General features: G+C 46.6%; 17 protein-coding genes. 1 reads left to right on the top strand and 16 read right to left on the bottom strand.

Annotated elements, in window-relative coordinates; all coding sequences use genetic code 11:
- Nucleotides 1–37: 37 nt before the first annotated feature.
- The 5 genes from WKK33_RS02685 to WKK33_RS02665 all read right to left on the bottom strand — a co-directional run bounded on the left by WKK33_RS02685 (nucleotide 38) and on the right by WKK33_RS02665 (nucleotide 5037).
- On the bottom strand, nucleotides 38–1204 hold the full coding sequence (locus tag WKK33_RS02685) for a leucine-rich repeat protein (RefSeq protein WP_337932363.1): 1167 nt from the start codon (nucleotides 1202–1204) through the stop codon (nucleotides 38–40).
- 342 nt (nucleotides 1205–1546) lie between these two features.
- Nucleotides 1547–2236, bottom strand: a complete 690-nt coding sequence (locus WKK33_RS02680) for a DUF4840 domain-containing protein (RefSeq protein ID WP_337932361.1) — start codon at nucleotides 2234–2236, stop codon at nucleotides 1547–1549.
- Nucleotides 2237–2342: 106 nt separating this feature from the next.
- Nucleotides 2343–2927 (bottom strand): LUD domain-containing protein, encoded by a 585-nt coding sequence (locus WKK33_RS02675; RefSeq protein ID WP_337932360.1) that lies wholly within the window; start codon nucleotides 2925–2927, stop codon nucleotides 2343–2345.
- On the bottom strand, nucleotides 2924–4303 hold the full coding sequence (locus tag WKK33_RS02670) for a lactate utilization protein B (RefSeq protein WP_337469548.1): 1380 nt from the start codon (nucleotides 4301–4303) through the stop codon (nucleotides 2924–2926). Before WKK33_RS02670 ends, WKK33_RS02675 begins: the two co-directional genes overlap by 4 nt.
- On the bottom strand, nucleotides 4300–5037 hold the full coding sequence (locus WKK33_RS02665; protein WP_337571145.1) for a (Fe-S)-binding protein: 738 nt from the start codon (nucleotides 5035–5037) through the stop codon (nucleotides 4300–4302). The genes WKK33_RS02670 and WKK33_RS02665 overlap by 4 nt, the downstream gene beginning before the upstream one ends.
- Before the next feature lie 304 nt (nucleotides 5038–5341).
- Between WKK33_RS02665 and WKK33_RS02660 the strand changes: the two genes are divergently transcribed.
- Complete coding sequence (locus tag WKK33_RS02660) at nucleotides 5342–6109, top strand: porin family protein (protein ID WP_337932358.1); 768 nt, start codon at nucleotides 5342–5344, stop codon at nucleotides 6107–6109.
- A 155-nt stretch (nucleotides 6110–6264) separates the two neighbouring features.
- Here the strand turns inward: WKK33_RS02660 and rfbC are convergent, their stop codons facing one another.
- The 11 genes from rfbC to WKK33_RS02605 form a co-directional block, all read right to left on the bottom strand.
- On the bottom strand, nucleotides 6265–6837 hold the full coding sequence (gene rfbC, locus WKK33_RS02655) for a dTDP-4-dehydrorhamnose 3,5-epimerase (protein WP_337932356.1): 573 nt from the start codon (nucleotides 6835–6837) through the stop codon (nucleotides 6265–6267).
- Nucleotides 6838–7080: 243 nt separating this feature from the next.
- Nucleotides 7081–8292: a GDP-L-fucose synthase gene (locus WKK33_RS02650; RefSeq protein WP_337932354.1), complete on the bottom strand. Its 1212-nt coding sequence runs from the start codon at nucleotides 8290–8292 to the stop codon at nucleotides 7081–7083.
- A 19-nt stretch (nucleotides 8293–8311) separates the two neighbouring features.
- Complete coding sequence (locus WKK33_RS02645; RefSeq protein ID WP_337932352.1) at nucleotides 8312–9496, bottom strand: sugar MFS transporter; 1185 nt, start codon at nucleotides 9494–9496, stop codon at nucleotides 8312–8314.
- The gene (locus WKK33_RS02640) at nucleotides 9462–10691 is read right to left on the bottom strand and encodes an adenylyltransferase/cytidyltransferase family protein (protein ID WP_337932351.1); all 1230 of its coding nucleotides are present in this window, start codon (nucleotides 10689–10691) and stop codon (nucleotides 9462–9464) included. The genes WKK33_RS02645 and WKK33_RS02640 overlap by 35 nt, the downstream gene beginning before the upstream one ends.
- 36 nt (nucleotides 10692–10727) lie before the next feature.
- The gene (gene gmd, locus WKK33_RS02635; protein ID WP_337932350.1) at nucleotides 10728–11840 is read right to left on the bottom strand and encodes a GDP-mannose 4,6-dehydratase; all 1113 of its coding nucleotides are present in this window, start codon (nucleotides 11838–11840) and stop codon (nucleotides 10728–10730) included.
- 186 nt (nucleotides 11841–12026) lie between these two features.
- Nucleotides 12027–13133, bottom strand: a complete 1107-nt coding sequence (locus WKK33_RS02630; RefSeq protein ID WP_337932349.1) for a nucleotidyltransferase family protein — start codon at nucleotides 13131–13133, stop codon at nucleotides 12027–12029.
- A gap of 42 nt (nucleotides 13134–13175) precedes the next feature.
- Nucleotides 13176–13889: a WecB/TagA/CpsF family glycosyltransferase gene (locus WKK33_RS02625; RefSeq protein ID WP_337932348.1), complete on the bottom strand. Its 714-nt coding sequence runs from the start codon at nucleotides 13887–13889 to the stop codon at nucleotides 13176–13178.
- A 337-nt stretch (nucleotides 13890–14226) separates the two neighbouring features.
- Nucleotides 14227–15261 (bottom strand): NAD-dependent epimerase/dehydratase family protein, encoded by a 1035-nt coding sequence (locus WKK33_RS02620; protein ID WP_337932347.1) that lies wholly within the window; start codon nucleotides 15259–15261, stop codon nucleotides 14227–14229.
- The gene (locus tag WKK33_RS02615) at nucleotides 15237–15839 is read right to left on the bottom strand and encodes a serine acetyltransferase (RefSeq protein WP_337932345.1); all 603 of its coding nucleotides are present in this window, start codon (nucleotides 15837–15839) and stop codon (nucleotides 15237–15239) included. Before WKK33_RS02615 ends, WKK33_RS02620 begins: the two co-directional genes overlap by 25 nt.
- Nucleotides 15827–16543: an IspD/TarI family cytidylyltransferase gene (locus WKK33_RS02610; RefSeq protein ID WP_337932343.1), complete on the bottom strand. Its 717-nt coding sequence runs from the start codon at nucleotides 16541–16543 to the stop codon at nucleotides 15827–15829. Before WKK33_RS02610 ends, WKK33_RS02615 begins: the two co-directional genes overlap by 13 nt.
- Before the next feature lie 5 nt (nucleotides 16544–16548).
- Nucleotides 16549–17327: LicD family protein (locus WKK33_RS02605; protein ID WP_337932341.1), on the bottom strand; the 779-nt coding region annotated here is incomplete at its 5' end.

The following is a 17327-nucleotide window of genomic DNA, read 5'->3' as shown; positions in this document are numbered from 1 at the left end:
TAGTTAGTCATAGTAAGTTATGGTTAGTTATAAGGCTCTAAATACATATTGAAAAAGTATCATATCCAATACTTGTCACACTATTGGGTATGCTAACACCTTTAAGATTGTGACAATATTGAAAAGCCCAGTCTCCAATTGCTTTCACCCCTTCTCTGATAGTGTACTCTCCTTTCAATTCTTCTGGCGCCCTAAGCAATCGTTTCCAATCCTTGCTATATTTCACGCCAAGCTCGTCCTCTACGGCATTCTCAAGATCTTCATCCGTCACTTCTGTGCTCCACACTTCCTCTTCCTTCGGTTTTTGTACGCTGAACAGTCGGAAGGAGCACATGGACAGGTCCTTTTTGGCGTTGGCCAACAGAAACATCGACAGGAGGGTTTGCATCTCCTCGTTGGCTAACAAGCCTTGGAGGGCGGAGAAGGCCTTGCTCGTGCTCAAGTTGAGATAGTCGGTGGCAGAGAAGAGGAGGCGGTCGGGCGCGCCATATTGCTCAAGCAGCGACGCATCAAGGGAGATGGCTTTTAGCGAGAGGGCGATGGAAGCCAAGGCGAAATCGTCGATGGTTTCGTCGAAGTCGTCGATGGTGCGAAGTGGATGCGAAAAGTCCTTGGTGCCGATAGTCGGCGACTTCTGACCTTTCATCGCTGGCACAAACATGCCGTCGTAGTCGACCAGCGTTAGCGTACCGTCGGGGCGCACCATTATATTGTCGGGCTTGATGTCGCCATGGGCGAACGGTTGCGAGCGGAGCCATGCCGCCAATTTGCAGAAACGGTAGCAGAGCATCGACATGGCATGGCTGTCCCCGTGGTGGGCGGCAATGTACGCCTCCATGGTGTCGCCCTCCACCCAGTCCATCAGCAACACGGGAAACTCGTCGTCGTCGCAACTGCTGTCCACAAACAGCTCGTTCTCCAAATACTTCACGGATGTAACATACGGCGAGTCGACAAACTCCAGTTCCTCGGCAATCTGACCGTAGGCCTCCGCACGGCCCTCCTGCTCCTCGGTGAAGCATTTCAGGGCATAGCACTTCCCCGTCTGCTTGTCTTGCATCTTAAACACAACGGCAAACGCGCCACCGCTACGATACGGCTCACCATACTTGTCCATCACGGGTTCCAAATGGCTCAGTTGCTCCAAGTTGTCGTGGGCATCGCGGATGGTCGCCATGTATTCTGAGATAAGAGGATATTGCATAGGTTTAATATTTCGTAGCTAAACTCTTCGTTTGATCAAACACCCAAAATTACAAATAGTCTTCCACACAACCAAACAATTCCTTTTTTGTTTTCAAAAAAGAGCCCATTCGTCATTATCAGGACTTTTATCTCGGAGGGTGCACTAACAAAGATACATGATGAGCATGGCTGTGGGTGCATAGCATTGATACAACAACAGCGGCTATCAACTCTCTTCGTGAGTGATAGCCGCTGTTGTTGCTTCCAAAACCTGTTGCTGATTTGTTGCTTACCCTGCTAACCTTGGATTGTAAACCGATGTAGCATGTGATTTTCTTGAAATGAGCGTGGCGGGTGTCGTTTATCTCGTAACAATATTCGTTTCGTTAATAATACTAAGCAAGAACTCTTCTCCAGAATAGCCATCGATTTTTTGGACGATTACATTGTCAACAATGATAGATTCGAGTTCCAACTGAATTCTTCCTGGTGTGATAGGACGCGTGTCAGCATCAAATGTTGATACCGATTGACATTTGAAGTTGAAAAGCACAAGGTGCTGCTCTCCGCCATAGTTCAATGTCACCGGTAGGCTGCTATCGCCATATATGATTCTACCCATATTGCTCGCTTCTTCAGTTTTTTCGCCAGAACTTACAAAGGAATAAGGAATCGAAATGTCATAATCGGGCAATTGCTTGACCGCTTCAGCCAAATGAAGATCCTTGATGATAAAGCTTATCCAGCTGACGGGGACTTGCTGTAAGATGACAGTCCGATTTTCGTACCCTCCAAAAGTGTAGTGGATGATAGGAAAACCATGTTCTGAGAATTCACCCTTCCATAAACTCTTATAATCCAACTGCTCATTCGATGCATTATAGATCACGGGAATGAACATATGGCTATATTGTCCTTCAAGGTCATTGCTCAACTCCTCAATCACGCTTTGACGTTGGAAGTAATTATTTACATAGTTAAGACGCTCATGGCATCCGCTAAACCCAAACAGGGCGATAATCGCCACAACAATCGTTATTATCTTTTTCATTGCTTCTGTTTTCTAATTTTAACAATATCACCCCCCCACGGATAAGGTGCAACAAATACGGAGATTCCTATATTTGGAGAGCCTAACAAATAGGCTTACGCCCTCATTATTCTTCCCTTATTACAACGGTTACGCCGCGTGCTGCCTGCGCTCCCATTACCAGCGCCTGCTCGATGTCGGCCGTCTTTGAGGGTCCTGAGATGAATGTGCCGAGCCCGGTCTTGGGCATGCGGATGCGGTCGTATGCCTCGTGCATGTTGTTCACGATGCCGCTCTTCGGGAGAACGAGGACCAGATATTCGCTAATGAAGCACACTGCTTTCTCCTTCATGTCCTGCGGAATCCATACGCAACCGTTTTCCGCCACTCCAATCTGGCCGCACACCACTCCTACATCGATGCCGTTAAGGTCCTTGGCCTCGGCCACGGTGTCGGGATTGATGGTGGAGATGGTTAGTTCTGCGATGTTAGAGGCAATGGTCTTTGCTTCCGGATAGGCGTTTCTCACAATGTCGTCGAGGTTTTCGCCCGGCTTAGCCATCACCACGTTGCTGCCCACCGACTTGCTCATCTCCACAAACTGCCTTAGCGTGTCGTCGTATGATATGCCGTTTATGGGTGTATCGGGCATCGGATATTGTTTGCGCGTGTTGCGTCTCAACTTCTCCAATAGTTCGTCTTTGTATGTCATTGTTCTTTCAGTTTTCCTTTCTTCCACATTGTCTGGAACGATTCCTTCGCAAAATTAGGCATTGCGTGTGCCACGCCCCACGGATTGAGGGTGCGGATGTGCGTAAGGCCTTCGGGTATGAGGTTGGCAAGAGGAGCCAGACGCAGGGCTGAAGAATAGAGCTGGGGATGATCGAAAAGCTCTTCCATTCCCTTCGACATGCACTTCTTCATTGTGTTGGCCTTATGCAGCGAGTCGAGCTTCTGTCTCCACATATAAACCTGCGAACCCGGATTGACCTTAGCCGGGCACACATTGTCGCACGAGAGGCAGAGCGTGCAAGCACTTACGTTGTCGTTATAGCGCGACGCATCGTGGAGCATGCCAAGGTTGATGCCGATAGGCCCTGGGATGAAGTAGGTGTAAGAGTAACCCCCTGATCGGCGATATACGGGGCACGTGTTCATGCAGGCTCCGCAGCGAATGCACTTCAGCGTTTCCCAATGCTCGTCGTTGGCGAGGATGTCGCTTCGCCCGTTGTCCACGAGGATGACGTGCATCTCCGCTCCCGGTCTTGCCTGGCGGAAGTGGGATGTGTAAGCTGTGGTGGGCTGGCCTGTAGCGGAGCGACAGAGCAGTCGTTGGAATACGGCGAGCGACTTATAGTCGGGCACAATCTTCTCTATTCCCATTGCCACGAGATGCAGCTTGGGCATTGATGTCGACATATCGGCGTTGCCCTCGTTGGTGCAAACCACGATGTCGCCAGTCTTGGCCACACCGAAATTGCATCCAGTCATTCCCGCTCCCGCTTCCATAAACTGGTTGCGCAGATGCTTGCGCGCACATTGTGTAAGGTAGGTGGGATCATCATTGCCTTTCTCCGTACTGATGCCTTTCTCCTCAAACATCCGCCCCACCTCTTCCCTCTTGAGGTGTATGGCAGGCATAACGATATGGCTCGGCTTCTGATGGAGCAGTTGCAGGATGCGTTCGCCAAGGTCGGTCTCCACGACGTCGATGCCGTGCCTCTCAAGAAACGGGTTCATGGCACATTCCTCAGTAAGCATCGACTTGCTCTTAACCATCTTCCTCACGCCATGACTCTGCAGAATGTCGAGCACGATGTTGTTAAAGTCATTGGCGTCCTTAGCCCAATGCACAATGACGCCACGGCTCTCCAGCTGCGCGCTAAACTCCTCCAGATAGTCGGCCAAGTGGGTAATGGTGTGCTGCTTTATCTGGCTGGCGTGTTCGCGCAGTTCCTCCCATTCGGGCAACCCCGACGCCATGTTGTCGCGCTTTTGCCTTAACGACCAGAAGGTGGCGTCGTGCCAAGTGGTCTTTTCCCTGTTATCGTTGAAGCGTCGCGCCGCTTCTGAATGTAGTGTGCTCATAGTCCTGCTGCCAATATCTCTACCACGTGTATGAATTTTATAGGTTTGTTCTCCTTCTTTGCAATGCCCTGCATGTGCATGAGGCACGACGAGTCGGGACCGGTGATGTATTCGGCTCCCGTAGCCATGTGACGTTCAATCTTGTCCTCTCCCATGCGTTTCGATACGTCGGGCTCTTCTATGGAGAACATTCCGCCGAATCCGCAACACTCGTCTTTTCTCTCCGGCTCCCGAATGGTGATGCCGTCCACGAGTTTGAGGAGGTCGATGATCTTGTTGAACTGAGGCTCCTGTCTTTCTGAAGGCGACGACAGATGCAGCTCGCGTACGCCGTGACACGAGTTATGCACGCTAACGATGTGGGGGAAGTGAGCCTTGAGGCTTGTTGGTTTCACTACGTCGTGCAGAAACTCCACCACGTCCATGATCTTCTTCGACGTGAGGCATTCGTGATTGCCCTTGGCAAGTCGGGGATGATATAGCTTCACAAAGGCCGCACACGATGCCGACGGCGCAACCACATAGTCGAACTCTCGGAAGAGGTCGTCGAAGTGGCGCACAATGTCGGTGGCCATCTTTTCAAAGCCGGCGTTCGCCATGGGCTGTCCGCAGCAAGTTTGCTTGAGAGGGTAGGTAACGTCGAGCCCGAGGCTTGTCAGCAGCTTGTAGGTGGCCACTCCCACTTCAGGATACAATGCGTCGACGTAACAAGGAATAAACAATCCGATCTTCATAATGTCGTTATAACTCTTTGGCGTGTTAAACCTGTATTTCCTTAATAATTCGTTTTATTGATATTTTGTAGTCAAGGACAACGCTGCCACCATGGCTCATGCGCAAGCTGACAGAAGGGTCCTCTTCATTTTTATGTTTGTTATTTGTTGGCAAAAGTAACAATAATATTTGAATCTCGCTTCAGCGTTGGAAGCATTTTTTACATCATTGGAATTTTAAACGCCATGCGGGTACTTTTACGAATAAATGATGTAAATTTGCACTTGCTTGTCGAATTTCGCATAAATCATATCATACACAACAATGAAAAAACAATTATTGGTTTTAGCAGCCCTGCTCATGACCGCTTCAACCGCAAGCGCTCAGCAGAAGGCGGGAACCTTCTCTGTCACACCCAAGGTGGGTGTAACGGTAAGCAACATCACTGGCCAATTGCCTGTTTATGTTGCTTATGCCGTAAGGCCAGACGTTTCAGGAACCGAAGGCACTATATATGTTCCCGATTCTGATCCAGGAAAATGGGGACTGATTTTGTATGACAACCAAAAACGCAAGGCGGGGTTTACCGCAGGTGTCGAAGCGCAATACCAGTTTACCAGCTTGTTCGGACTTTCCGTAGGTGTTTTCTACACCCAGCAAGGAGCAAAGTATGGCACCAAGGGCAAGAGTGGAACGCCCAATGGCGAACAGTTTGATTTTAAAGACGATCTGAAGGTCAATCTCAACAGCATAGCCACCCCTGTCCTCGCCAATGTGTATGTATGGAAAGGGCTTGCCCTAAAGGCCGGTCTACAGCCAGAGTTTGCCGTAAGCAGGAGCACAAGTGGCGATTATGCAATCAGCTATAAGGGTAAGCCCGCCACAACCAGTAGCGGGGCCTTCATCAAAACGTTTGCCCTGTCGGTCCCTGTTGGCATAAGCTACGAATACAAGAACCTTGTGGCTGATCTGAGATACAATTTCGGAGTGACCAACTTGCGCCAGGATGGCGATAAGTGGAACAGGTCTTACGGCCCCGCCGCTCACAATCGCTCATTGACGTTTACCGTTGGCTATAAATGGGGACTCTAAAAAAATATGGTTCTTCCGTTAAATACGTGGATATGCGGTCCGATGGGGCAAAAGCATAAATAGAAGGCTGTTGCCCTTACATCCATATCTCATCTATGCATTTAACGAATGAACCTTAAAAATTGAGGGGGCGCAAATGTGCGTCCCCCCAATCATTATTTGTATAAATTGACGTTGATGTCGAACGGGCTGTCGAAGTCTTTGAGTAGGTCGTGCTTCGTGTCCTTCTCCGAAAGGATGGCGTGGTCGGTGGGAATGCGCCAGTCGATGCCCAGACTATCATCAAGGATGCTGATGCCGCCATCGGCCTCCGGGTGGTAGAAGTTGTCGCACTTATATTGGAACACGGCCGTCTCGCTCAGCACCGCGAAGCCATGGGCGAAGCCACGGGGCACAAAAAACTGGCGATGGTTGTCTTCGGTCAGTTCCACCGCCACATGCTTGCCGTAGGTGGGCGATCCCTTGCGAATATCCACCGCCACATCGAGCACGGCACCCTTCACACACCTCACCAGCTTGCTCTGGGTGAACGGCGGGCGCTGGAAATGCAAGCCACGCATCACGCCATAGCTGCTCATGCTCTCATTGTCCTGGCAGAAGTCGATGTGACGCACCTTCTCGTCAAACTCCCTCTGCGAAAAACTCTCGAAGAAATATCCACGAGCGTCCTTGAAGATACGCGGCTCAATGATCACCACGCCCTCAATCTCAGTCTTTATTACTTCCATAGTGTTTTTATTTGATTTTACTTATATCCATGTCGTTTCTTCCAAGCCCAGAACCACGTTCTGAACAATGGCTCGCTCAACGCCTCCGTGGGATAGCGCGTCACGAAACGTCAAGACCAAGTAGTTAGCAGAAGAAAAAAGGCGATGGAAATAATGAACGACGATCATTGATAATAAGAATGTAACAAACGGCCCTCCATCATAACATCTCATTTGGTGGAAATGGAGGGCTGTTGTTTATTCTTAGTCTTTCAGGCTGTCTTGATACCAGTCGTAGAGTTTTCTCACGCCATCCTCAATCTCAACCTTGTGGGTCCATCCCAACGAGTGGAGCTTCTCCACATCGATGAGCTTACGCATTGTGCCATCGGGCTTGCTTGCGTCGAATTCCACAGTTCCCTCGAAGCCAACGGTCTTCACCACCAGTTCCGACAACTCACGAATGGTAAGCTCCTTGCCAGTGCCCACGTTGATATGGCAGTTGCGAATCTCACCAAGCGCAGGGATGGCACCGCCACGCCCCTCAGAGTTGTTGCGATCTACGGCTCCATCCACTTTGGCACCATAGAACACCGATGAATATTTCTCAATGCCAATAATGTCCTTAAAGTCAACGTTCAACAATACATGGACACTGGCATCGGCCATATCCTCGCTCCAAAGGAACTCGCGCAACGGCTTACCTGTACCCCATAGCACCACCTTATTATCATAGATGCCATAAAACTCCAGAGCCTTCAAGATACGCTCATGGTCGTTGTGACCATCCACATTACCGTCACCAATAATGGCACGGAGCTTATCGGTCGGGTTGATTGGGCGTTTGTTCATGTCCACCTCGATGCTATGCCAGTCGCCATCGTGGATGAGTTTGGCCAAATACACCTTACGCATCATGGCTGGCATCACATGACTGTTCTCCAAATGGAAATTGTCGTTCGGACCATAGAGATTGGTCGGCATCACGGCAATATAATTGGTGCCATACTGTAGGTTATAGCTTTCGCACATCTTCAGTCCAGCAATCTTAGCGATGGCATACTCCTCGTTGGTGTACTCCAGGGGTGAAGTAAGAAGCACATCCTCCTTCATCGGCTGTGGAGCGTTCTTCGGATAGATGCAGGTAGAACCCAAAAAGAGCAACTTCTTCACGCCATGCGAATAGGCGTTGCTGATGACGTTGCACTGCATCTTCATGTTCTGCATAATGAAGTCGGCGCGATAGAGCGAGTTGGCCATGATGCCTCCCACGAAGGCAGCCGCCAACACCACTGCATCGGGACGCTCCTCATCGAAGAACTTCTCAACGGCATACTGATCAGTGAGGTCAAGCTCTTTGTGTGATCGCCCCACCAAGTTATTGTAACCTCTCTGCTTGAGGTTATTCCAAATAGCCGATCCCACAAGACCATGGTGGCCAGCTATATAAATCTTTGCGTTTTTATCTAAACTCATTTGTTATCCATTTATTGGGTTATCTTTGGCGTGTTACGGCATACGACCCTATCACCGCATAACACCCCAAAGGAATTAAAAAGGCTTTTGCCATGCTACCCGTGCTATCTGCTATATATCCCATCAGTAATGGAGCGACAGCACCACCCACAACCGTCATCACAAGCAATGAGGACGCCAACTTGGTTTGTGTCCCTGCATCTCTCAATGCCAAAGAGAAAATCGTGGGGAACATAATGCTCTCACCTAAATATAAAGCGAAGAATGCGACCAGCGAGATCGTACCACTAAACGCCACAACAACGAATGTTGCGACACAAGTGAGCAATGCGCATGCCAGAAGAACCCATTTGGGTCGTATGAAGTTCATCAGCACGCTACCCGCCAATCGACCTACGAAAAACAAGCCCATGCCGCCAAAGGCCAAAAACATGCTTGCTGTTTCTTTTTCAATATGAATGCTTTCCTCAGCATAATTGATGAAGAAACTGTTCACACCTGTCTGGGCGGCCACATAAAGAAATAAGGTGAGCATCCCAAAGCCAAAAGCCAAGGTATGCATCGGTACCTCCTTGGTTTTCTCCTTAGTATCAGCCTCGTGTGCCCTCCGCGGATCAGGCAGGGTAATCCTGCACAATAAGAACGCCACGAAAAGCACGAATATTCCTACGATGGCGTAAGGAATAGCAATGCTCACACCCGTAAAGAGCAGTTGGCCTCCCACCAATGGGCCGACGATCCAGCCTATTCCATTGAGTGATTGCGAGAGGTTAATTCTGCTCTCTGCCTTATCGGGATGTCCAAGCACTGTGGCATAAGGATTGGCGCTCGTCTCCAGACAAGTCAAACCGCACCCTATCACAAACAATGACAATACAAAGAAATAGAAGTTATTGATTCTACTTCCCGGTATAAACATCAATGCGCCAACGCCAAACAATACCAATCCGGTGATTACACCCCTCCTATACCCCCATTTCTGAGTGATCCATCCAGCAGGCAAAGCCATAAGGAAGTAAGCTCCATAAACCGCCGCCTGCGTAAGGGCAGACATGGTCTTGCTGATATGAAACGACTCCTGAAAGTGCGGATTCAGAATCTCTAATATGCCATGGGCAAATCCCCACATGAAAAAGAGACTACTGATAATCAGGAATGGTCCCAGGTAGTTATGCCCTTCGTATTTGAAGATTGATGGCTTCATGATGATTGTTTGCAAACTCCTTACTGTCGTTCACCACGAGGGCGAGATAGCCTCCGCCACCAGCGCCTGGCATCTTCCATGCCAAAACGTCGTCCATGGCGCTATACTTGTCGATCATGGGTTGCACACTGGCGCTCTCCTCAACAAATCCGTTAATTGAAGGATTCACCATACCAGGGAACATCGCCGCTTGAGCAGCGAACGAATCCCTATAAGCAGCGGCAAATCCATCAAGGTTGTGCGCTAAGATAGCGTTCCAACAAGCGTCGGCTGCATCAGCAAGTGCCTTCACTTTTGTGGGGGTGATGTCTTTACCCTCCACAACGCTACAACCTGGTCGACGCGGCTCAAGCGGAATCATGACAAGGTGTTGCTCCAAGAAACGAAGTGTCATCTCATCTTGAGTGCTCTCTATCTTCTCTGGCCAAAAGTTATTATTATAATAATGTCGGGCCAATCCAGGCATACAAATGCCGATGGCATCTTGCGCTCCAGAGATGATACCATCGTGGCGTTCAGGGTTGTTCTCAAAGCAGAACACCAATCGTGCCAACATTTCCGGATCCATCTTAGGCAGTTTCACCGGCCATATCTTCTTGATCATGTTGCGTGTCGAAGTGGAGAGACCACATCGGTCACGCACATCGAAGGTGGGTTCCAGCGAGATGGTGATGGCCCATCCCGGATGGTGGTGGCTCACATATGGCTGATCGATCCACGTCCCCGCAAGGTCCAAGCGCGTGGGAATACCCACCCCTTGGGTCGTGTTGTCGGAGGCCGTGGCCAAGGCTTTCTTCAGGCCGGACGAGGAACGGGCCTTCAAACCTGCGTGAGGTTCACGTTGGAGTTCCACATACTCGATGCCTCTCTCCTCGCAAATCTTACGCTTCTCCTCTGATCCACCCTCCGCGTTCACAACGAACACGTCGGGTTTCACCTTGTCGAGTGTGGGTAGATAGTCGATAACCCCACTCCCCTCATTGATATAGGCATCCTTTACCGCCTTGATGTTCTTAACCATGAAAAGACGCTCCTCCTGTGGGAACATAGGCTTCCGATGCTTATACTCAAGATAAGTGGCATCAGAGCCTATTCCCACATACAGGTCGCCAAAGCGCGATGCCTGTTGGAAGAACTCCACATGGCCAGAATGTAGCAGATCGTAACATCCGCTTACAAAAACTTTCTTAGCCATTTAGTGATTGACAGATTATACTTTATTATTGATTCATTACTTAACGATACCTTTCTCCAGATACTCGGCCAGGTTGGTACGCACCTTCTTGCCAGCTTCTTCGGCGGCCACCTTGGCCATATCGTTCTCCACCATGATGCGAACGAGATCCTCGAAAGAGGTAGTGTTGGGGTTCCAGTTGAGCTTGGCCTTAGCCTTGGTGGGATCGCCCCAGAGGTTCACCACATCGGTAGGACGATAGAAGTCGGGCGACACCTCAACGAGGGTCTTGCCGATAAGCTCCTCAGGGCCTTCCGTACAGATGCCCTTCTCGTTTTCGCCCTTACCTTCCCAATTCAGCTCGATGCCTACATAATGGAACGCCAACTCGGCAAACTCACGCACAGAGTGCTGCTTACCCGTAGCAATAACGAAGTCCTCAGGTTTCTCTGCTTGAAGGATGAGCCACATACACTCCACGTAATCCTTGGCGTAGCCCCAGTCGCGGAGCGAGTCGAGATTACCAAGATACAACTTGTCCTGCTTTCCCTGCTTGATGCGAGCAGCGGCCAAGGTGATCTTACGTGTCACAAAGGTCTCTCCACGACGCTCACTCTCATGGTTGAAGAGGATGCCCGAGCAGCAGAACATATTGTATGCCTCACGATACTCCTTCACAATCCAGAAACCATACTGCTTGGCCACAGCGTAAGGCGAATAGGGGTGGAATGGTGTGTTCTCGTTCTGGGGAACCTCCTCCACCTTACCATACAGCTCTGACGTAGAAGCCTGATACATACGGCAGGTATCGGCCAATCCACACTGGCGGATGGCCTCCAGAACGCGGAGCACACCCGTAGCGTCCACATCGCACGTGAACTCAGGAGAGTCGAAGCTCACCTGAACGTGACTCTGCGCGGCAAGGTTATACACTTCAGTGGGCTTCACCTTGTTCATCACCTGAATCAGACTCATAGAGTCACCCAGGTCGGCATAATGAAGGTGGAAATTGGGTTGTCCCTCAAGGTGGGCAATGCGCTCACGATAATCCACCGACGATCGACGAATTGTGCCGTGAACGTCGTAACCTTTCTCCAACAACAGCTCTGCCAGGTACGAACCATCCTGACCTGTAATGCCCGTAATCAGCGCAACATTTCTTTTTACCATAACTCTTTGTTTATTTTTAATTTAATCCTATCGTTGTTTCTAATTTCTTATTGTTGCATTTCTAAAATTCATACTACCTTTTGTATATCACCCAAGTAGCCAAGGTGAACGCACTAAGGCTAAAAGCCATCTCCCTTTATCATTTCAAGCCCTCGCAGATGCCAACGTGATGGTCCTTATCAAAGTTTACGCGTGCCTCCTCCGCCAGACAAAATGCCATAGGCGGAAGAAGGGCTCAGCCAACGCCTCTTCGGGATAGTACCGAAGCAAGCGGAAGTCGCGCTGTAATCGCAAGATGTTATGACCTACGGCACCTTGTAAATGATGGTGGCTTTCGTCGTGCTGACCAAAGTTGCCACCTCTCAACACATCTTCGAGCAACAATCGTCCACGTTGTTCATCCATGGGCGCAATCATCTTGTCCTCAGTCAAGTCGAACACCTCGTGCAGCACATACATCACCGCACCAGCAAACTTCCATAAGCCCAAGCGACAAAGGGTAAGCTGGATATCTTTCCCCACTCCACCTTCCGCATTAATGATTACAAAATAGTAATCGAGAAACTGCCTCAACCCAATTCCTTCGTAAAAATAATGATGATACAGATGAACTAGCTGATAGACCACATTAAAGGATAACGTGGGAATAGCTGCCATGCCTTTTTCGCTTACTATAGTAACAAGATTGCCACATTGAAAATCTGCGTTCCTACGCAGCCATCTCTGCAAACGATTATTGTGGAGCGGGTTGTTCAGAATAGCAGGAGTAGAATGCATCTCCAACTGAACGCCCCCCACTTTCGCCTCTATGTGGTTCAGAGATTCCTTACCTATATCTTTCTTGTCCTTAACAAGCGCACAAATTACCCTTCGGGTTTCCTTACGTGACGCATTCACCCACACATCTATATCTCCTGGTGTACGAGCGTAAGGATTTGGGTACATCAAGGCGTTGCCTTGGCCCTTCAGGATACAGCACCTCATACCAGTAGCCACAATCTTATCGTATATGTCTAAAGTGGCCTCATTCAAAAAAGCATTTCTTTTCTTGATCTTTTGACTTTCTCCATACCAAGTCATCAGCAAATCCTGCGTGATGTTACATTTCTCGGATATTCGCATAATTCCATCAAATGCCACCCCCGTCAAAGTTTGCATTTTGCAGAAATTATAGAAAGCGCTCCAGTCAAAATCGCCCAAAGCCCCTCCCGTCAAAAACTCCTTCCCCTCGTAGAGACCTAAGGAGAATCGAATGAACTTGATATACCTATCGTACGAAAGTCGCAACTTCATGAAAGAAACCCTTTCTTTCTCATCCTCACATACCTTCAGAATTTACTCTTTCGTCATGTTCCAAAGAAACAGCGTGTTGCCTATGATGTATCTACGCCACATGCGTTTGGGTTCCTTCAACAAACGATACAACCATTCCAATCCGTGCTCTTGCCACCATATAGGTGCACGCTCTACTGTTCCTGCAAAGAAGTCGAAGACGGCACCAATGGTACCCACATGGCAATGAATGTTCAGATCCTTCCAATGCGAGTAAGTCCACTTCTCCTGCTTAGGTGCTGTCATGCCTATCCACAGCAAATCGGGATTCGCATTGTTGATAGCTTCGATAATCGCCTTATTGTCCTCATCTGAGAACTCGGGCTTATAAGGAGGCGAATATGTCACCACTTTAAGATGAGGATAAACCTTATCAGCACGCTTCACAATCAAGTCGAGCACCTTCTGTGAACTGCCCATAAACATTACTGTGCCACCCTTCTTTTCCAACTTACTCATCTCAAACTCGAACAGGTCCCAGCCCGCTATACGCTCCTTCGGCTGACTCTTCGCCTTAATCCACTTGCATGCCTTCACGATGCTCACACCGTCTGGAATCAGAGCATCACCATTGGTCAGTGCCTCTGCAAAAAGTTGATCTTTCTTTGCAGTGTTAAATGAGTGAGCATTTATGGTATTTATAAGCAATTTGCTCTCTGGCAGCGAAGCCAAGTCTGCCTTACTGCCTAAAATGGTTAATGTTTTTAATCTAAACATAACTATAAATCAAATTATTTCGTTATTTTCGCAGTCATAAAAGCATATTCCATCTTTCTCAACAAATAAGAATACCCATCATGACCTGTGATATAAATACTATATATACAAAGAATAAGTTGCTTACTAAAAAGCAACGACAACAACTCCCTGCCACCCTTCAGTCGTAAGGTATCAACATTGTGAAAATCGAAGCCTACAAATATGCTGATGCCAATGGCATCAAACATCTGTTTTTCTATTTTGAGGAGGACAGGAAGAAAGCTGTACCGTATTTCATGATAGAAAAGGAGATTTGGAAAGAAATACAGCAATGCATCATAAAAATCATTCACAACTAACTTTTCTGCAAAATTAATTTCTCAAAAGTACTTTTTAATCCTTCATCCAATGAATACTTTGCTTTCCATCCTAAATCAAGAAGTTTGGATGTATCAAAGGTTGCCTTCTTTATAACAGAAAATCCTTTTCTTTCAATATCGGATGGTAAATCAAACACGACTTTTACCTTTCCAAGCTTGGCAATCTTCTCTGCGAGTTCCTTTATGGTAACACAGGAAGTTTCATCAGCCACATTATAAGCCTCGCAACTCTGCCCATTTAGCAATATCGTAAGAATTGCACTAGCACAATCTTCCACATAAAGCCAAGATCGATATTGGTCACCTGTGCTTTTCAAAACAATATCCTCACCCTGCAAGGCTTTTATGAAAAATTGAACATAAGCACGATTGTCTTGCTCTGTAAAGTTTGAACCGTAAGTATGGCACAAACGAGCGACAACTACATCTACATCATACTGCTTGGCATAAGCTACACAAAGGGTTTCTGCCGCACGCTTCGAAGTGGGGTAACACGAACGCATAGTCATACAATCCACGTATCCGCTATCCGTTTCATGCCACTTTTCGACATCACCATTGCCATAGACTTCGCCAGAAGAGATATAAAGGAAACGTTTCATTCCGTGTTCCCTACCATAATCCAGCAAATTTTTTGTACCTATAATATTCGACATAATAACCCCAACAGGATTAGTAGCAAAGAAATTAGGGCTTGCATTGCTAGCAGCATGAATAATATAATCGAATTTTATTTCACTTTCCAGAGGCTTTTCTACATCATATCTGAAAAAGTGAAAATTTTCTTTGTCATAATACTTAGAGAACTTAGTTTTGGCACGGCTCTTGTTTCTACCAGATGCATATATATGACAATTTTTCACAGAGTGTTTCATCAGCAAATCAATAATACTTGATCCTACCAACCCTGTAGCACCTGTCACCAAAATGTTACAATAATCCAACTTATTCCATTGTAAATCCATAATCATCCACTTTTTTTCGATTATCTTGCATAATCCTTCGCCCATTTCTTACCAAATAATGATGACGTATCTGTCGAAATGACTTTAGCAGGGTTTCCTGCTACGATACTATTTGCAGGGACATCCTTTGTTACAACGGCATTAGCAGCAATGACAGCCTTGTCTCCCACTTTGACTTTGCCTAACACTTTTGCTCCAGCAAAAACAACGACATTGTCACCCAAAGTAGGAACACCATCATTTTTCGCAGAGAAAGAATGTCCCAAAGTTACTCCTTGCAGAATCGTACAATTTTTACCTATCTTGCAACTTTCAGCAATTACAATATTCGAGAAATGAATGAAGGCTAAACCTCCACCGACATCAGTTCCTAATGGTAGCTGAATACCTGTAAGCAATTGTTTTCTTACATACCACAAACTTATCAACTTATACGATAACCTTGCCACAATATTTTGTTTAGTTTTCAAGAATGTGCCAACTCTAAAAAAGAACACGATGTTCTTATGTGTATTCAGTAATATTTTAAGAAAAATCGAGGAGGTATCCCCCCCTATTAGCTTTAGACGTTTATAATCAGCAAGAATATTTTGCTTACATGTTTTCCAAGTTACTTCAGCCATTCTTCTTTGCTTGTATGAATGAGTGCCTTGAGAATCTCTAAGTCCTCTACAGTTGTAATCTTGATGTTTTTCTCAGATCCCGGAACTATATGCATCTCATGACCTCCAACTTCTGCAATAAGAGTACAAGAAGCCACACTATCAACAATTCCTTTTTGTTTTGCCTCCTCATGAACATTAATAATATTGCCAAGTCGGAACGTTTGAGGTGTCTGTGTACGAATCAGTTTGTCACGCGGAATACTTGTAGTCGTGGAAAATCCATCCTCACTTTCCAAGATTGCTTCACGACACTGAATACCTGTAATGGCATAACCATAAGCTTTGCAAGTTGCAATGTTATTACTAATGATATCCTGTCCTAGCAATGGGCGAACAGAATCATGAATAAGAACCAAGTCTTCGTTATCACACCCCTCAGCTTTTAAGCCATAGATACCGTTATGAATTGACTCCATGCCAGAATTACCACCAGGAAATATCCATTTTAACTTATCAATATTAAACTGATTGGCGTATGCTTGAAGAACTGTTTCCCATCCTTTCAGACAAACAACTGCTATGCCATCTATGTCTGGATGAACTTGAAAACATCTCATAGTATGGATAATGATAGGGCATCCATCTACGTGCATAAACTGTTTTGGGATATCTTGTCCCATTCTGTTGCCAGAACCTCCGGCTATCAATAATGCTATATTCATAATTATTACAATTTAATTTCTTTGGGTAATGTTATTCCTTTTTTCTCACACTTTACCTTGAATTTATCCAAATGCTTCTGATGATACTTTTTTAACATTGGGTAGTATAAGAAATCCGGAAGATTATTTTTAATAAAATAAATAGATTTCACCCAGAACTTTCTCCATGAAGTCATTTCAAAATCTGCATATTTTACAGGTGTTCTCCAATCTCCATATTGAAAGGTCAAAAACTCATCATATTCTCTTGGTATCTGCAAAGAAATTCCTTTGAAATCCCATGTTATTGTATCAGTCAAATAATTCTCAAACATAAAGTCTGCACCGCCAGAATATCGCAAATTATCCCCAATATGATACATGACATAAAAGTCTATATATTCACCGTTTCGCATAACAGAATACAGACCTCTTCGTTCATATCGAACAAGTTCAAAACCATGATCACGCAAATCCCATAGAGCATCCACTAATAATTGCTCTTGTTCTTTCATGATAAACAGGTCAATGTCTTCATCCCATTCAATAAAGTTATTCTCTCTCACGATTCCTAAGAGCGTACCTAAAAAAGGTCCAGCTTGAATACCTTTATCGTTCAATATTGACATAAGTAGCTTGAAATTTTCAAAAGCACACTCCCTGTCAATTTGCTTTATACCTAAATACAAAGTAATGGGCTTGTAGTGGAACCACCCTTTAGACGTCATAATTTTTGCCATAAACCTTAATTCCGCAACACTATTGTAAATTAAACATTTTAAGTACCTGAGCAACAAAAAGTTGC

The organism is Hallella sp. (genome assembly GCF_037460745.1).
Taxonomy (GTDB): domain Bacteria; phylum Bacteroidota; class Bacteroidia; order Bacteroidales; family Bacteroidaceae; genus Prevotella; species Prevotella faecis.
This window is presented reverse-complemented; position numbering and strand designations above follow the sequence as displayed.

What these genes read in the sequence shown, in the direction of transcription:
- WKK33_RS02625 (WP_337932348.1), bottom strand. Translation starts at nt 13,889, where the DNA reads ATGTTTAGATTAAAAACATTAACCATTTTAGGCAGTAAGGCAGACTTG.
- WKK33_RS02660 (WP_337932358.1), top strand. Translation starts at nt 5,342, where the DNA reads ATGAAAAAACAATTATTGGTTTTAGCAGCCCTGCTCATGACCGCTTCA.
- WKK33_RS02620 (WP_337932347.1), bottom strand. Translation starts at nt 15,261, where the DNA reads ATGGGCGAAGGATTATGCAAGATAATCGAAAAAAAGTGGATGATTATG.
- WKK33_RS02675 (WP_337932360.1), bottom strand. Translation starts at nt 2,927, where the DNA reads ATGACATACAAAGACGAACTATTGGAGAAGTTGAGACGCAACACGCGC.
- WKK33_RS02615 (WP_337932345.1), bottom strand. Translation starts at nt 15,839, where the DNA reads ATGGCTGAAGTAACTTGGAAAACATGTAAGCAAAATATTCTTGCTGAT.
- WKK33_RS02630 (WP_337932349.1), bottom strand. Translation starts at nt 13,133, where the DNA reads ATGAAGTTGCGACTTTCGTACGATAGGTATATCAAGTTCATTCGATTC.
- rfbC (WP_337932356.1), bottom strand. Translation starts at nt 6,837, where the DNA reads ATGGAAGTAATAAAGACTGAGATTGAGGGCGTGGTGATCATTGAGCCG.
- WKK33_RS02670 (WP_337469548.1), bottom strand. Translation starts at nt 4,303, where the DNA reads ATGAGCACACTACATTCAGAAGCGGCGCGACGCTTCAACGATAACAGG.
- WKK33_RS02680 (WP_337932361.1), bottom strand. Translation starts at nt 2,236, where the DNA reads ATGAAAAAGATAATAACGATTGTTGTGGCGATTATCGCCCTGTTTGGG.
- WKK33_RS02650 (WP_337932354.1), bottom strand. Translation starts at nt 8,292, where the DNA reads ATGAGTTTAGATAAAAACGCAAAGATTTATATAGCTGGCCACCATGGT.
- WKK33_RS02685 (WP_337932363.1), bottom strand. Translation starts at nt 1,204, where the DNA reads ATGCAATATCCTCTTATCTCAGAATACATGGCGACCATCCGCGATGCC.
- WKK33_RS02645 (WP_337932352.1), bottom strand. Translation starts at nt 9,496, where the DNA reads ATGAAGCCATCAATCTTCAAATACGAAGGGCATAACTACCTGGGACCA.
- WKK33_RS02665 (WP_337571145.1), bottom strand. Translation starts at nt 5,037, where the DNA reads ATGAAGATCGGATTGTTTATTCCTTGTTACGTCGACGCATTGTATCCT.
- WKK33_RS02640 (WP_337932351.1), bottom strand. Translation starts at nt 10,691, where the DNA reads ATGGCTAAGAAAGTTTTTGTAAGCGGATGTTACGATCTGCTACATTCT.
- WKK33_RS02610 (WP_337932343.1), bottom strand. Translation starts at nt 16,543, where the DNA reads ATGAATATAGCATTATTGATAGCCGGAGGTTCTGGCAACAGAATGGGA.
- gmd (WP_337932350.1), bottom strand. Translation starts at nt 11,840, where the DNA reads ATGGTAAAAAGAAATGTTGCGCTGATTACGGGCATTACAGGTCAGGAT.